Origin of the sequence: Bradyrhizobium sp. RT6a (assembly GCF_040547675.1) — a bacterium.
Taxonomy (GTDB): Bacteria; Pseudomonadota; Alphaproteobacteria; order Rhizobiales; family Xanthobacteraceae; genus Bradyrhizobium.
Genome location: NZ_JBEPQC010000001.1, coordinates 1,390,420 through 1,406,029, shown reverse-complemented (window position 1 = coordinate 1,406,029; position 15,610 = coordinate 1,390,420). Strand labels below are relative to the sequence as shown.

Annotated in this window: 14 protein-coding genes; 4 read left to right on the top strand and 10 right to left on the bottom strand. The window is 65.1% G+C overall.

Annotated features, from left to right (window positions below):
* Positions 1 to 73: 73 nt before the first annotated feature.
* Genes ABIC03_RS06695 through cnbZ form a run of 4 tightly spaced genes read left to right on the top strand, consistent with a single transcriptional unit; the run spans position 74 to position 4,511 of the window.
* Positions 74 to 2,122 (top strand): sensor histidine kinase, encoded by a 2,049-nt coding sequence (locus ABIC03_RS06695; protein WP_354056538.1) that lies wholly within the window; start codon positions 74 to 76, stop codon positions 2,120 to 2,122.
* Positions 2,119 to 2,508, top strand: a complete 390-nt coding sequence (locus ABIC03_RS06690; RefSeq protein WP_354056536.1) for a response regulator — start codon at positions 2,119 to 2,121, stop codon at positions 2,506 to 2,508. Before ABIC03_RS06695 ends, ABIC03_RS06690 begins: the two co-directional genes overlap by 4 nt.
* Positions 2,505 to 3,755, top strand: a complete 1,251-nt coding sequence (locus tag ABIC03_RS06685) for an adenylate/guanylate cyclase domain-containing protein (protein ID WP_354056534.1) — start codon at positions 2,505 to 2,507, stop codon at positions 3,753 to 3,755. Before ABIC03_RS06690 ends, ABIC03_RS06685 begins: the two co-directional genes overlap by 4 nt.
* 9 nt (positions 3,756 to 3,764) lie before the next feature.
* A complete protein-coding gene (gene cnbZ, locus ABIC03_RS06680) occupies positions 3,765 to 4,511 on the top strand; it encodes a 2-amino-5-chloromuconate deaminase CnbZ (protein WP_354056532.1) in 747 nt (248 codons plus the stop codon).
* Here cnbZ and ABIC03_RS06675 read toward each other — a convergent pair.
* The 10 genes from ABIC03_RS06675 to ABIC03_RS06630 form a co-directional block, all read right to left on the bottom strand.
* Positions 4,508 to 5,395 carry an ABC transporter permease gene (locus ABIC03_RS06675; protein WP_354056530.1) on the bottom strand — a complete coding sequence of 296 codons (888 nt, stop codon included), beginning with the start codon at positions 5,393 to 5,395 and terminating at the stop codon, positions 4,508 to 4,510. The two genes, cnbZ and ABIC03_RS06675, sit on opposite strands and share 4 nt — an antisense overlap.
* A 4-nt stretch (positions 5,396 to 5,399) precedes the next feature.
* Positions 5,400 to 6,341, bottom strand: a complete 942-nt coding sequence (locus ABIC03_RS06670; protein ID WP_275170487.1) for an ABC transporter permease — start codon at positions 6,339 to 6,341, stop codon at positions 5,400 to 5,402.
* 31 nt (positions 6,342 to 6,372) lie between these two features.
* Positions 6,373 to 7,896, bottom strand: a complete 1,524-nt coding sequence (locus ABIC03_RS06665) for an ABC transporter substrate-binding protein (protein ID WP_354056527.1) — start codon at positions 7,894 to 7,896, stop codon at positions 6,373 to 6,375.
* A 23-nt stretch (positions 7,897 to 7,919) separates the two neighbouring features.
* Positions 7,920 to 9,020, bottom strand: a complete 1,101-nt coding sequence (locus ABIC03_RS06660; protein WP_354056525.1) for an ABC transporter ATP-binding protein — start codon at positions 9,018 to 9,020, stop codon at positions 7,920 to 7,922.
* A complete protein-coding gene (locus tag ABIC03_RS06655; protein ID WP_354056523.1) occupies positions 9,020 to 10,009 on the bottom strand; it encodes an ABC transporter ATP-binding protein in 990 nt (329 codons plus the stop codon). Before ABIC03_RS06655 ends, ABIC03_RS06660 begins: the two co-directional genes overlap by 1 nt.
* Positions 10,006 to 10,716: a DUF1028 domain-containing protein gene (locus ABIC03_RS06650; RefSeq protein ID WP_354056521.1), complete on the bottom strand. Its 711-nt coding sequence runs from the start codon at positions 10,714 to 10,716 to the stop codon at positions 10,006 to 10,008. The genes ABIC03_RS06655 and ABIC03_RS06650 overlap by 4 nt, the downstream gene beginning before the upstream one ends.
* Before the next feature lie 9 nt (positions 10,717 to 10,725).
* A complete protein-coding gene (locus tag ABIC03_RS06645) occupies positions 10,726 to 12,531 on the bottom strand; it encodes a gamma-glutamyltransferase family protein (RefSeq protein WP_354056519.1) in 1,806 nt (601 codons plus the stop codon).
* Positions 12,532 to 12,612: 81 nt separating this feature from the next.
* A complete protein-coding gene (locus ABIC03_RS06640; RefSeq protein ID WP_354056517.1) occupies positions 12,613 to 13,602 on the bottom strand; it encodes an ABC transporter ATP-binding protein in 990 nt (329 codons plus the stop codon).
* Entirely contained in the window at positions 13,599 to 14,585 is a 987-nt protein-coding gene (locus ABIC03_RS06635) for an ABC transporter ATP-binding protein (protein ID WP_354056515.1), read from the bottom strand. The genes ABIC03_RS06640 and ABIC03_RS06635 overlap by 4 nt, the downstream gene beginning before the upstream one ends.
* A gap of 43 nt (positions 14,586 to 14,628) precedes the next feature.
* A complete protein-coding gene (locus ABIC03_RS06630; RefSeq protein ID WP_275170495.1) occupies positions 14,629 to 15,600 on the bottom strand; it encodes an ABC transporter permease in 972 nt (323 codons plus the stop codon).
* Positions 15,601 to 15,610: the final 10 nt, after the last annotated feature.

The following is a 15,610-nucleotide window of genomic DNA, read 5'->3' as shown; positions in this document are numbered from 1 at the left end:
TGCCTCCGGCGCGTCGGCTAGCCTTTCCCGCTCGCGAGAGACAAGGTCCGGTCTTCTTGCTAGGTTCGGCGGGATGAGCCTTTCCCTCCACCCCGACACCCCGCAAGCCAGGACGCTGCCAAGCGCGGCGCCGGTTGCCGTCGCGTCCGGCACGACGCCAGGGCAGGGGATCAAGAGCCGGCTCTTCACCAAATATGTCGCGCTGTTCGTGGCTGTCGTCGCGATCGCGCTGCTGGCGAACGGGCTGTTCGAGGTCTTCTTCTATTATCGCGAGCACAAGTCCGCTCTGATCCGGGTTCAGCATGAACAGGCGGAGGCGGCCGCGGCCAAGATCGGTCAGTTCGTCAAGGAGATCGAGAGCCAGCTCGGCTGGACCACGCAGCTGCCGTGGTCGGCGGGCTCGATCGAGCAGCGCCGGTTCGATGCGCTGCGGCTGCTGCGCCAAGTCCCCGCGGTCACCGAGCTCGCCCAGGTCGATGCGACCGGCAGGGAGCGGCTGCGGGTCTCGCGGCTCGCCATGGACGCGATCGACAGCGGCATCGATCTGTCGGACGATCCGAAGTTCACCGAGGCGGTCGCGCACAAGGTCTTTTACGGTCCGGTCTATTTTCGCAGGGAGTCCGAGCCGTACATGACCCTGGCCCAGGCCGGGTCGCGCAAGGATGCCGGCGTCAGTATCGCGGAGGTCAATCTCAAGCTGATCTGGGACGTTGTGTCCCAGATCAAGGTCGGCGAGCACGGACACGCCTACGTGGTCGGCCCGGAAGGACGCCTGATCGCGCACCCCGATATCAGCCTGGTCCTGCGCAACACCGACATGTCTGGTCTCACCCAGGTGCGCGCCGCGCTTGCCGGAGGCAGCGCCACGCTCGACGCGCTTTCCGAAGCGCGCAATCTCCAGGGACAGAAGGTGCTGACCGCATCGGCCCCGATCGCGCCGCTGCACTGGACCATGTTCGTCGAGCTCCCGGTCGAGGAGGCCTATGCGGCGCTCTATGCCGCGTTGGAACGGCTCGCATTCGTGCTGCTCGCGGCGTCGATCTTCGCGGTGCTCGCCGGGATATTCCTCGCGCGCCGCATGGTCGGGCCGATCCAGGCGCTGCGGAGCGGCGCCGAGCGCATCGGCAGCGGCGATTTCTCCCAGCGCATCTCGATCAGAACCGGTGACGAGCTCGAGGGTCTCGCAGACCAGTTCAACCACATGGGCGAGCGCCTGCAGGAATCGTATGCAGACCTCGAGAACAAGGTGGAGCAGCGGACCGCAGAACTCCGGCAATCCCTCGACGATCTTCGCACTGCGCAGGACCGCCTGATCCAGACCGAGAAGCTCGCGTCCCTCGGCCAGCTCACGGCGGGGATCGCGCACGAGATCAAGAACCCGCTCAATTTCGTCAACAATTTCTCGGCGGTGTCGACGGAGCTGATCGATGAGCTCAACGAGGCCCTGCAAGCGGCCTCGCTCGACGGCGAGACAAAAGAGGAGGTCGAGGAGCTGACCGGCATCCTCAAGAGCAACCTCGAAAAGGTGGTGCAGCACGGCAAACGCGCCGATTCCATCGTCAGGAACATGCTGCTGCATTCGCGCGAGGGCTCCGGCGAGCATCGCCCCAGCGATATCAACGCGATCCTGGAGGAGAGCCTTAATCTCGCGTATCACGGCGCACGTGTCGAAAGGCCCGGCTTCAACGTCACCATCGAGCGCGGCTTCGACCCCGCGGCGGGCATGGTCGATGTTTATCCGCAGGAAATCACGCGCGTCTTCCTCAATCTGATCTCGAACGGCTTCTACGCCACCGTCAAGCGCAAGGAGAGCGCCGCAGACGCCTTCGAGCCCACGTTGCGCGCGGCAACCAAAACTCTCGGCGACAAGCTCGAGATCCGTATTCGCGACAACGGCACCGGGATCCCGTCGGAGGTGAGGGAGAAGATGTTCAATCCCTTCTTCACCACCAAGCCGGCCGGCGAGGGCACCGGGCTCGGCCTTTCCATGAGCCATGACATCGTGGTGAATCAGCACGGCGGCACGATCGACGTGAACACCGAGCCCGGTGTGTTCACCGAATTCATCATCACCCTGCCGCGCATGATGGCGGCGGGCGACACTTCCGGAGGCAAGACTTGAACGTTTACATCCTGGTCGTCGATGACGAGCCCGACGTCGAGGCGCTGTTTCGGCAGCAGTTTCGGCGCGATTTGCGCGCCGGCCGCTTCCAGATGGAATTCGCGCCGTCCGCGCCCGATGCGCTGAAGCTCGCCGCGGAGGTTCACGATCCCTCGTTGATCCTGGTTTTGTCCGACATCAACATGCCCGGCATGAGCGGGCTCGACATGCTGCCGAAGGTGCGTGATGCGCATCCTGACGTTCCCGTCATCATGATCACCGCCTATGGCGACGCCGAGACGCGCCGGAAGGCGATCGAGCGCGGCGCCGCTGGACTTCTCACCAAGCCGATCGATTTCGCGCTGCTGCGGCAGGAAATCGACACGAGGCTCGGGCAAGCCGCATGACCGCGACCATCCTCTTCGTCGACGACGAGCCGGATCTCGAGGCGTTGGTCCTGCAAAAATTCCGCAGGCAGATTCGCGATGGGTCGGTGACCATCATGTTCGCGCGCGACGGCCTCGAAGCGCTGCAATCGCTCGAGCAGAACCCGCATGTCGACATGGTAGTTTCCGACATCAACATGCCCAGGATGGACGGGTTGTCGCTGCTGGCGAAGCTCCAGGAAGCCGAAGACAAGAAGTCCACCATCATCGTGTCGGCCTATGGCGACATGAGCAATATCCGCACTGCGATGAACCGCGGTGCGTTCGACTTCCTGACCAAACCGATCGACTTCGCGGACCTCGAGTTGACGATCCAGAAGACCATCCGCCACATCGAAATGCTGCGTGAGGTGCGAGGCCGCCAGGCGGCAGCAGAGCGCGCCCATGCGGCGCTCTCGCGTCATTTCTCGCCCGAGCTCGCCAAGCGTCTCGCGGCAGGGAGCGAAGGTAGGGGGATCGAAGTACAGTGGCGCGATATCGCGACCATTTTCACTGATATTACCGGCTTCACCTCGCTGGTCGAGAGTGCGCCGCCGGAGACGCTGGGCGCGCTTCTCAACGAGTATGTCGGCGGGATGACAGAGATCGTCTTCGCGCATGAAGGGACGGTTGCCAAGATCATCGGCGATGCAATCCAGGTGCTCTTCAACGCGCCCGGAGATCAGCCGGACTATGCGACGCGCGCGGTCGCCTGTGCACACGATCTCGACGCCTGGGCGGAGGATTTTTCCGCGCGCTGGAAAGCGAGAGGCGTGAATTTCGGCACCACCCGCATCGGCATTCACGCCGGGCCGGCACTGGTCGGAAATTTCGGCGGCAACCGGTTTTTCGACTACACCGCGTATGGCGACTCCATCAACATCGCGGCGCGACTGGAAGCCGCGAACAAGCATCTGGGCACCCGGATTTGCGTCAGTGCCGGCGTCGCCGAGGCGGCTGAGAATTTTCGAGGTCGTCCCGTCGGGGAGCTGATGCTGCGTGGACGCAGCGAACCGTTGCGCGCGTTCGAGCCGCTGACGCCGGCCCAATTCGCTGCCCCGGAAACGGCGCTGTATTCCGAGGCTTTTGCCAAGATGGAGGCCGGTGATGCCGCGGCCATGCCGGCCTTCGCCGCGCTGGTCGGCATGCATGCCGACGATACGCTGGCCGGCTTTCACCTGAAGCGCCTGCTTAACGGCGCCAAGGGCATTCGCATGCAACTGAAATAGGAGTCCGACATGATTGGTGAATTCTCCGCCGGCAATTACCGCTTCATTCCGTCCGTATTCCAGTATTCGGCCGGTGCGGCCGCGGATGACGGCTATGAGATCGAGCGCGTCCGCTTCGACCGGCTGGTGCCGCTCGCGGAAGGGTTTGCGCTTGCCGCGAAGTATATTCAGGAGGCGGGGCGGCCGCTGACGGCGTTCTGCGCCTGCGAGCTGCGCTCGCCCGCAGCCTTCAGCGAGGAAGGCTTTCGCGCGTTCAACCTGCACTATGTGAAGACGCTGTCCGAATGGGGCATCTTCGACGGTACCACCAATCCGGTGGCGCGCAGTAATGTCTGTCCCGAGATCGATCCACCGGCCGAGCCGTCATTCTATGCCTTCTCATTCACGCGGCCGACAAGCTCGAAGACGCCGAGCTTCGTGATCGCCGGCGGCGCCGAGGCGCGCGAGGGCAGTGGGACCTATGTCGAGCGCACCGTGCGCTACCGCGACCTCAGCCCGGAAGGCCTTCGCGAGAAGGTGCGCTATACGACGACATCGCAGATGGAAAACAGGATGACGGCCTTCGGCTTCGGCTGGAAGGACACGACCGGCGTGCAGGCGTATTCCGTGCACGACTTCCACCACGCACTGGTCGACGAGCTGGTCCGCCGCGGGGCGCTGCGGTCCGGCCTGACCTGGCACTATGCCCGACCGCCGGTCGTCGATCTCGAATACGAGATGGATTGCCGCCGCGTGATGCGCGAGTTCGTGATCTAGCGCTGGCGTGGATCGAGCGCGTCGCGCAGGCCGTCGCCGAGCAGGTTCAGCGACAGCACCACGAGAAAGATCGCAAGGCCCGGCCAGAGCGCCATCCAGGGCGCCTGGGTCAGGAAGCGCTGCGCTGCGTTGAGCATGCTGCCCCAGGATGGCGCCGGCGGCTGCTGGCCAAGGCCGAGGAAGGACAGCGCGGCTTCGGCGATGATGGCGGCCGCAATCGACAGCGTCGCCTGCACCAGCAACGCCGGCAGGATGTTCGGCAGGATGTGCGAGAACGCGATCCGCCACGGCGGATTGCCGAGCGCGCGCGCCGCCTCGACATAGTCCTCGGCCTTAACGTTCAACACCTGGCCGCGGGTCAGGCGGATGAAGATCGGGGTTGCCGAGATGCCGATCGCGATCATGGCGTTGCCGAGGCTCGGACCGAGGAATGCGGCGAGCGCGATCGCCAGGATCAGGAATGGGCAGGCCAGCATCGCGTCGGTCATCCGGCTGATCAGTGCGTCGACGAAGCCGCCGCGATAGCCGGCGAGCAGGCCGAGCGGAACGCCAACGCCCAGCGCGATCGCGACCGAGATGAGGCCCGCGAGCAGCGACGCGCGGGCGCCGTAGACGACGCGGCTCAGAATGTCGCGACCGAGCTCGTCGGTGCCGAACCAGTGCGCCGCAGTGGGCGGCTTGCGAACCAGGCTCCAGCTCGTCGCGATGGGATCGTAGGGCACGACGAGCGGCGCGAGCAGCGCGAGGCCGACGAACAACGTGATCATGACAAGTCCGAACACTGCGGCCTTGCGTTTGAACAGGCGCCGCCGGGCGCGCCGCGCCGGGCTGTCCAGCTCGTCGGCTTGCGCGATGGGAGCGGCGGGCAGAGCGGCATCGGTCATGAGTCTAGCCCCGCAGCCGCGGATTGACGAGGATGTAGGCGACATCGGCAACCAAGTTCAGCGCGATGTAGACCGTCGCCGTCACCAGCACGACGCCCTGTACCACCGCGTAGTCGCGGTTGAACACGGCATCCACGATCAGTTTGCCGAAGCCGGGAATGGAGAAGATCTGCTCGGTCAGAACCGCCCCCGACAACAGCGTGCCGAGCTCGAGCGCGCCGAGCGTGATGATCGGCGTGAGTGCGTTGCGCATGGCGTGCTTGAGGATGACCGAGCGTTCGGACAATCCCTTGGCGCGCGCGGTGCGGACGTAGTCGCTTTCCAGCACCTGGAGCATGGCGCTCCGGGTGTGCCGCATCAGGACCGCGGAAATCGCGTTGCCGAGCACGAAGGCCGGCATGATGGTGGCAGCGAGGCTCGCACGCCAGTTCTCGGTCAGCGGTACGTAACCGGACGCCGGCAGCCAGCCGAGTTCGATCGAGAACAGGAAGATGAGCATGATGCCGAGCCAGAAATTCGGCGTCGAGATGCCCCACAGCGCGAACAAATTGGCGCCATAGTCCCAGACGGTGCCCTTTTTCACGGCGGAGACGATGCCGGCGGGAATGCCGATCAGGAGCGCGATCAACATTGCCATCGAGCCGAGCTGGAGCGTCACCGGCAGCTTCTGAGCGATCAGCTCGCGCACCGGCATCTTGTTGCGCAGCGACTCTCCGAAATTGCCGGTCAGGACTCCCTTGAGCCAGTAGACGTACTGCACGGGGATCGGCTGATCGAGCCGGTATTGCTGGCGGATCTGCTCGATCACGGCGGGATCGCGCTCCTCGCCGGCCATCACCAGCGCCGGATCGCCCGGCAATAATTGCTGCAGCGAGAAGATCAGCACCGACACGAAGAAAAGTGTCGGCACGATCTGCGCAATGCGGCGGGCGAGGAAATTCAGCATGGCGCCGGCCGCATGTCAGGCGACGCCGTGCTCACTTGAACTTCAGCCCGACCACGCGCACCAGCCCGTCGGGCATCTGTCTATAACCCTGGAGCTTGGTCGTGTGCGCAATCAGAAGCGTGCGGTGGTAGATGTAGATGATCGGCAAATCGTCGAGCAGGATCTTGGCCATCTTTTCGTAGATCGCTTTGCGCTCCGCGACATTGGCGGTCAGCCTTCCTTCTTCCAGCAGCTTATCGGTCTCCGGATTCGAATAGACGCCATCGTTCTGCGGTGCCTTGCTGCGCATGAAGATGTAGGAGTTGCCGTCCGGATCGATGCGACCGCTCCAGTTGATCTGGAAGATCTGGAACTCGCCGGCCTGGGCCTGCTTGAAGGTGGTCGCGAATTCGACCGCGCGGATCTTGATGTCGAAGCCCGCTTCCGCGGCCATCGACTGGACGACTTGGGCAACGGCTTCATTCTCCGCGCCTTTGGGAATCATGTAGTCGACTGTCACTGGCGAAGTGACGCCGGCTTCCTTCAGAAGCGCCTTGGCCTTCGCGATGTCGCGGCCACGAACCGGAAACGCTTTCTGGTAATAGGGATGGGTGGGGCTGACCCATTGATTGCCCGGGGTGAACTCGCCGTTGAAGACGACCTGGTTGAGGGCCTCGCGATCGATCGACAGATCGAGCGCCTGGCGGACCTTCGCCGATTGGCTCAGCGGCCCCTTGCTCTTGTCGTTGCCAATATTGACCGTGAGGCCGAGATAGCCGAGCTCCGGTGCCGTCGACAGCACGAGCCGCGAATCCGCGCGCACATCCTTGATGTCGGTGGCGAGCACGCGCTCGATCAGATCGAGCCCACCGGACTTCAGGTTGGCGAGGCGCACCGTGGCGTCCACGATCGGCAGGAACACGACGCGGTCGATATGGATGTTGTCCTTGTTCCAGTAGTCGGCGAATCTCTCGAACACCATGCGGTCCTGCTGCACGCGCTCGACGAATTTGTAGGGACCGGCGCAGACCGGATGCAGGCCGAACTTGTCGCCGGCCTCCTTGGCCGCCTTCGGCGACACCATCATGCCGGAGCGGTCGGTCAGCTGGGCGATCAGCGGCGAATAAGGCGTCTTGAGCACCAGCTTGATGGTCAGGGCATCGACGACCTCGACATGGTCGACGCTCGCGAGCTCGGACTTACGGAACGAACCCGGCAGCGTCATGTGACGCTCGATCGAGAATTTTGCCGCTTCCGCGTCGAGCGGCTCGCCATCGTGGAATTTCACGTTGGGCCGCAGCTTGACCGTCATCTCCTTGCCGTCGGCCGAGGTCTCATGAGACAGCGCGAGCTGCGGCACGATGTTGAGCTTCTCGTCGATGTCGAACAGCTTGTCGCAGAAGGCGGAGAACACGATGCGGCCGACATAGGTGCGGCCGATGCTGGGATCGAGGATGTCAGGATCCTCGGCGATGCCGATGCGAAGCGTCGTCTGGGCTTGGGCCTGGGCTTGGGCCGCGCCTATGAGCGACGTCAGCAATGCCGACGCCAGGAGTGCCAAACGCATAGGACTCATCGCTCTCAACCTCTGTTTTACGGCTATGCCGGGTTCGTTCCCAATGAACTAACCCCGCTGGCGCGGACTGCTTCCGGGCCGCCGCTGAAGGCGGCGACCAATTTTTCGAGAACCGGGGAGAAGCCGCCGTCCGTCGGGACGATTGCCTCGGACGACGGCAGTTCCGACGTTCGGTGGCATGCCGTTGCATGTCCGATGCCATCCCGCACGAGCTGAGGCATTTCGCTGCGGCAACGGTCGACGACGTAGGGGCAGCGGGTGTGGAAGCGGCATCCCGGCGGCGGATTGAGCGCGCTGGGAATCTCTCCCTGCAGCACAATCCGGCTGCGCTTTGCCCGCGGTTTAGGCACGGGGATCGCCGACAACAGCGCCCGGCTATAGGGATGGCGGGGCGCGGCGAACAGTGCGTCCGCGGCCGCCGTTTCGACGATCTGGCCGAGATTCATCACCGCGACGTGGTCGGCGATGTGCTTGACCACGGCGAGGTCGTGCGAGACGAAAATGTAGGCCAGCCCGAGCCGGTCCTGGAGCTCGCGCAGCAGATTGAGGATTTGCGAGCGGATCGACACGTCGAGCGCCGAGACCGGCTCATCGCAGATGATCAGTTTCGGCTCGACCGCGAGCGCGCGGGCGATGGCGATGCGCTGGCGCTGGCCGCCGGAGAACTCGTGCGGGTAACGCCGCGCCAGCCGCGGCTCCAGCCCGACCAGCCGCAGGATCTCCTCGACGCGTTCGCGCCGCCGGGCGGGCGGCACCAGATTGTGCAACGCCAGCGGCTCGGTCAGGATCTGGCCGACGGTCATGCGCGGATTGAGCGAGGCGTAGGGGTCCTGAAAGATGATCTGGGCCTCGCGGCGAAAGGCGCGCAGCGCGCCGGCGTCGAAGGAGAGGAGATCGCGGCCTTCGAAACGGATCGTGCCTGCATCCGGCTCGATCAGCCGCAGCACCAGGCGGCTGACGGTGGATTTGCCGCAACCGGATTCGCCGACCAGCGCCAGCGTCTTGCCGGCATCGAGCGAAAAGGAAACGCCATCAACGGCTTTGACATGCGCCAGCGCCCGGCCGAACAGCGAACGCTCGGCGACGAAATGCTTGACCAGGCCATGGACATCGAGGAGCGCCATCACGACACCAGACGTTCGAGCGGCGCGCGGATGCAGCGCGAGAGGTGGCCGGGACTGACTTCGACCAGCGGCGGCGGCGCCTTGGTGCAGGCGTCCAGCACGAAAGGGCAGCGTGCGGCAAAGCGACAGCCCGCGGGCGGCTGCGCCATGTTCGGGACCATGCCCTCGATCGTGGCAAGCTGTTCGGCGCGATGGTCGAGCCGCGGGATCGAGCCGAGCAGGCCGACGGTATAGGGATGCTGCGGCGCCGAGAACAGCTCGTCCACCGCCGCGCGCTCGACGATCTCGCCAGCATACATCACCGCGACCTCGTCGCAGACTTCGGCGACGACACCGAGATCGTGGGTGATCAGGATGATGGCCGCGCCGCTCGCCGCCTTCAACTCGCGCATCAGCTCCAGGATCTGGGCCTGAAGGGTGACATCGAGCGCGGTGGTCGGCTCGTCCGCGATCAGCAGCCGCGGGTCGCAGGCGAGCGCCATCGCGATCATGACGCGCTGGCGCATGCCGCCGGAGAGCTTGTGCGGATATTCGTCGATCCGCCGCTCGGGCGAGGGGATGTGGACGCGACGCAGCAGATCGATCGCCCGCTCGCGCGCACTCCTGCGCGAACCGCCGCGGTGGCGCAGAATCGTCTCGACGATCTGATCGCCGATCGTGAAGCTCGGATTGAGCGAGGTCATCGGCTCCTGAAAGATCATCGCGAGCCGGTTGCCGCGAAGGTCGCGCAGCGTCTGGTCCGACGTCTTGAGCAGGTCGAAACCGTCGAAGCGGATCGCGCCGGAGATTTCCGCGCTCTGTTTCGGCAGCAGGCCCATGATCGCCAGCGACGTCACGCTCTTGCCGCAACCGGATTCGCCGACGAGGCCGAGCGTTGCGCCATTGGCGACGCTGAGATCGACGCCGTCGACCGCGTGGGTGATGCGGCCGTCGTCGCCGTGAAAACGAATGCGCAGATCCCTGATCTCGATGAGGGGGCTCGGGTTCATGATCGTTTTGCGCGCGCTGCTACGATGCTGGCGTCGATGACGCTGCGATCGGTGTTGCCGGCCGGGTTCTGCCGCGTCGGCATGGAGGCGCGGAAGTGGACCCAGAGCTCTTGGCTGACGCGTTCCAGCCGCTCGAGCTCGCCCAGCGGATCGGGATGATCGTCGGCGCGGATGTCCAGCGCCGGCCATTCCTCCTCGCCGTGGATCAGGAGCGCGGCGGACTGCTTGCCGCGCTTGTCGCCGCCGGCGGCTTCGCCCCCGCGCATCGCGGCGAGCAGGCGGCGTGGGAAGGGCAGGCTGTCATTGGCGATATAGGTTTTTGCGGTCTCGTCGAGCACATCGGCGCCCGCGAGCATGTTGCCGGCGATCGAGAAGCCGCTGCCCGCAATGTGCCCGCGCCAATCGACGCAGTCGCGCCCGGTATGCGCGGCAATCGCGCCGCTGGCGTCCATGATGTGGATCTGGCGGCTCTCGCGGCCATCGTCGGTCGCGAGCAGGGCGGACAGCACGTCGTGCGCGTTGAGACCTTCACGCAGCAGCTTGAGGCCGTCGATGCCGTAATAGGGGTTGACGAAGGCCTGCGTCGCGATGGCGCCAAGGCCCGCTGCGATATAGGGGACACGCGCGCCGACGGCAAAGAAGCGCGTGGCAACGGCGACGCCGAACTGGCCGGTAGCGGAATCGCGCGCGATGATCGACCAGGTCATGTGCTGCCTTTAGCGTCCTGCGGCGTAGCCCTGCATGCCGCGTGGATTGGCGGCGGCGCGGCGGCGCGGACCGACGCGCGAGGCCGCGGTGAGGCGGCCTTCCGACCAGTCCGGTCCGACCTCGACGATATGTCCGCGTTCGCGAAGATTGTCGATCGTCGCTTTCGGCACACGGTTCTCAACCACGAGCACGCCGGGGCGCGCGGTGCGGGGCCAGAACGAGATCGGGAAATGCTCGGAGTGCCAGGCCGGGGCGTCAATCGCCTCCTGGAGATTGAGGTTGCAATGGACGTGCCGCAGGAAAAACTGCGTGATCCATTGATCCTGCTGGTCGCCGCCGGGCGAGCCCCAGGCGAGATAAGGCTCGCCGTCGCGCAATGCCATGGTTGGGGACAGCGTGGTGCGCGGCCGCTTGCCCGGCGCGAGCGAGCTCGGTTGATTCTCCTCCAAATCGAACATTTGTGCGCGGCTGCCGAGGCAGAAACCCAGCTCGGGAATGACAGGTGAGGATTGCAGCCAGCCTCCCGACGGCGTCGACGACACCATGTTGCCGGCCTTGTCGATGATGTCGAAATGCACGGTGTCGCCGCGCACCTCGCCGAAGCGCCCCACGGTTGGTTCGCCGGCGCCGAGCGCGCCGACGGCCTCGCGTTGGCCTTCGGCGCGGCGCAACTTGATGACGCCGCCGAAGCCCTCGACCGCACCAGGCCGGAGATCGAGCGAAGCTTTCTCGGTAACCAACTTACGACGTTCGTCGTTGTAAGCATCTGACAGCAGCGTTGCGATCGGGATCTCGCTGAACTTGGGGTCGCCGTAGAATTTTTCGCGGTCGGCGAAGGCGAGCTTGGCGCACTCGATCTGGAGATGGATGAATTCCGGGCCCGTCGGGTCGAGCCCATCGAGCGCAAAGCCCTTCAGTAGCGCGAGCTGCTGCAGCGTCACCGGCCCCTGGCTCCAGACCCCGGCCTTGCAGACAGTGTAGCGGCCATAATCGTAGGTGAGCGGGGCCTCGACCGTCGGCTGCCAGCGCGCCATGTCATCGGCCGACAGCACACCGCGATGTGGCGAGCCGCTGACGTCCATCACCTCCTGCGTCCGGCAGAATTTGTCGATGGCTTCCGCAACGAAGCCCTGCGACCAGGCCTTGCGTGCGCGCTCGATCTCGGCGTCGCGACCGCCGCCGCCGCTTTCGGCCTCGCTCAGGATTCGTGCGTAGGTCGCCGCGAGTGTCTTGTTGGTGAAGAGCGTGCCGGGTGTTGGCACTTTGCCGTTCGGGAGATAGACGGCGGCTGACGTCGGCCAGTGCTTGCGGAATAATTGCTCGACGGTCTGGATCGTGGCGCAGGCGCGTTCGACCAGCGGATAGCCGTCGCGCGCATAGGAGATCGCGGGCTCCAGCACGTCGCGCACGCGCATTGTGCCGTAGTCACGCAGCAGCATCATCCAGGATTCGAAGGTGCCGGGGACGCAGGCTGCGAGCAGGCCGGTGCCGGGCACCATGTCGAGGCCTTCGCTCTTGTAATGCGCGATGGTGGCGCGGGCCGGTGCCGGACCTTGGCCGCAGATCACCTCGGTGCGGCCGCGCTTCACGTCGTGCACGATGATCGGAACGTCGCCGCCGGGGCCGTTCAGATGCGGCTCGACCACCTGGAGCGTGAAAGCGGTGGCGACGCCGGCGTCAAAGGCGTTGCCGCCCTTTTCCAGGATAGCCATGCCGATAGCGGTCGCGATCCAGTGCGTGGTCGCGACGACCCCGAAGGTGCCCTCGATCTCGGGGCGCGTCGTGAAGGGATCGGGATTGACGATGCTGGCCATGGACTACCTCATTTGCGGCGCGCGCAATTGATCACAGGGCCAGGCCGCCGCCAAATGCGCAGGCTGCATGGCACGCGCGCGTCACGCCGGTACCGGCGCGGTGTTGACTGCGTGGCAGGCGACGCCGTCGATCAATTCAGGTGCTTCCTTGCGGCAGAGATCGAATGCCAGCGGGCAGCGCGGATTGAAGGCGCACCCGGGCGGCGGATTGATCGGGTTCGGGATCTCGCCCTTGACCGGAATGCGCTGGCGGCCGCTCATGGCGAGATCGGGCACGGCGCCGAGCAGCATCTTGGTGTAGGGCATGCGCGGCCGGGCAAACAGCTCGCGTCCTTCCGCGATCTCGACGATGCGGCCGAGATACATCACGCCGACGCGGCTCGCCATGTGGCGGACCACGGCAAGGTTGTGGCTGATGAACATGTAGGTCAGGCCGAACTTGTCCTGGAGGTCGCGCATCAGATTCAGGATCTGCGCCTGCACGGAGACGTCGAGCGCGGAAGTTGGCTCGTCGCAGACAATGAACTCTGCGTCGGAGGCGAGCGCGCGAGCGATCGCGATGCGCTGACGCTGGCCGCCCGAGAATTCATGCGGAAATTTCAACCTGTCGTCAGGATGCAGGCCGACCAGGGTGAGAAGCTCTCCGACGCGCGCCTGGATGTCGCGCTCGCCCTCGATCAGGTCGAAAGCACGGATCGGCTCGGAGATGATGGCGTCGACCCGGAAGCGTGGGTTCAGGCTCGCATAGGGATCCTGAAAGATCATCTGGATGCGGCGGCGGAGCTTTCGGCGTGCCGGTGCCTGCCGTGGGTCGGTCATCGAGACGCCGTCGATCAGCACGTCGCCGGAGCTCGGCGGCAGCAGGCCAACGACCATCCGCGCCACCGTGGTCTTGCCCGAGCCGGACTCGCCGACCAGCGCGAAAGTCTCGCCCTTCCTGATGTCGAAGGTGACGCCGTCGACAGCTTTGAGGTATTCGAGATGGCCGCCCTCGAGGACGCGGTTGAGCCAGGGTTTCGAGACGTCGAAGACGCGCCGCAGATTTGTGGCCTGGACGAAGGAAGTGCTCATGCCGCGCTCTCCGCCGGCACGCTGTCATAGAGGTGGCAGGCGACGGATTGCGTGCCGCGCGGCAGCGGCTCCGGTCTCTCCACGCGGCATCGGTCGAAGGCGAATGCGCAGCGCGGATTGAACGAACAGCCACGCGGGATCGCCGACAGGCGCGGCATGGAGCCGGGGATCTGCACCAGACGCTTGTCGTCGCCGGCAAGGGTCGGGATCGCACCCATCAGGCCCTTGGCATAAGGGTGCAGCGGGTTCCTGACGACGTCCTGCACCGGACCGATCTCGGCGACGCGGCCGGCATACATCACCGCCACACGGTCGGATGCCTCCGCGATGACGCCCATGTCGTGCGTCACCAGCATCACGGCGGTGCCGTGGTCGCGTCCGAGTCGCTTGATGAGCGAGATGATTTGCGCCTGTACGGAGACGTCGAGCGCAGTGGTGGGCTCGTCCGCGATGATCAGCTCCGGCTCGGCGCAAATCGCGAGCGCAATCACCACGCGCTGGCGCATGCCGCCGGAGAATTCGTGGGGATAGCCGTCGATGCGCTTTTCGGGCGCGGGAATGCCGACCTCGGCGAGCAGGTCGATGGCGCGGCGACGGGCGGCGGTCTCGGACAGGTTCAGATGGGTTCTGATCGTCTCGATGAGCTGGTCGCCGACGCGATAGAGCGGATTGAGCGAGGTGAGCGGATCCTGGAAGATCATGCCGATCCGTTTTCCCCGGATACGACGCATCTCCTCCGGCGGTAAATTGTCGATGCGAAGGCCCGCAAGACGAATCTCGCCGCCGGCGATGCGGCCGGGCGGATCGATCAGGCCGATCACGGCCAGTCCCGTGACCGACTTGCCGGCGCCGGATTCGCCGACCACCCCGAGGACCTCGCCCTTGGCGATGTCGAAGGAGACGCCGTCGATAGCGCGCAACGTGCCGCGACGGGAGGCGAATTCGACATGAAGATTACGCACGGAGAGAATGGGGTCGGTCATGAGCGAGACGCTCTCGTCGAAATTTTGGTCATCGAAGTTCTGCTCATCGGAGCTTCGGGTTGAGCGCGTCGCGCAGCCAGTCGCCGAGCAGGTTGATCGACAGGATCAAACTGGCGAGCGCGATACCAGGGAAGGCCACGATCCACCATTCGCCCGCGAACAGGTAGTTGTTGCCGATGCGGATCAACGTGCCGAGCGAGGGCATTGTGTCGGGCAGGCCGACGCCGAGGAAGGACAGCGTCGCCTCGGTGATGATGGCGAGCGCGAGGTTGATCGTGGCGATGACCAGGATCGGGCCCATCGTGTTTGGCAGCACATGGCGGAACATGATCTTTGGCGCGGGAAGGCCGATCAGTTGCGCGGCAGCGACGTAATCCTTGTTCTTCTCGACCATCACGGAGCCGCGTACCGTCCGCGCATACCCCACCCAGAAACTCAGGCCGATCGAGATCACCAGCACGACCAGCATGCTGGTTGCATCCAGCCGGTTGCCGAGGATGGATTTCGCGATGCCATTGACCAGCAGCGCGATCAGGATGGCGGGGAAAGTGAGTTGCACGTCGGCGATCCGCATGATCACGCCGTCCACCGCGCCGCCGAAATAGCCGGCGATCAGGCCAAGCGCGATGCCGAGCGCGCCGGCGAAGATCACGCCGGCCACACCGACCGCGAGCGAGATCCGCAACCCGTAGAGAATGGCGGAGAACACGTCGCGGCCCTGCTCGTCGGTGCCGAGCAGGAACGGGCTCTGCCCCTCGGCGGTCCAGAGCGGTGAAATCCGGGAATTCATCAGTTGGAGCTGAGCCGGATCGAACGGGTCTTGGACCGCGAGCGCGGAGGCAAAGATCGCGAGCAGGAAGAACAGCACGGTAATGGCTGCCGCCACCATGGTCAGCTTGGATCGGCGAAACGAATAGAAGATGTCGCTGTCGAGTGCGCGGCTGAACCAGCTACGGGCGGCATGCGTCGGCAGCGTGCTCGGCTTGTCGGGATTGGAGGCGACCACTTCGGACATGCAGGCTGCC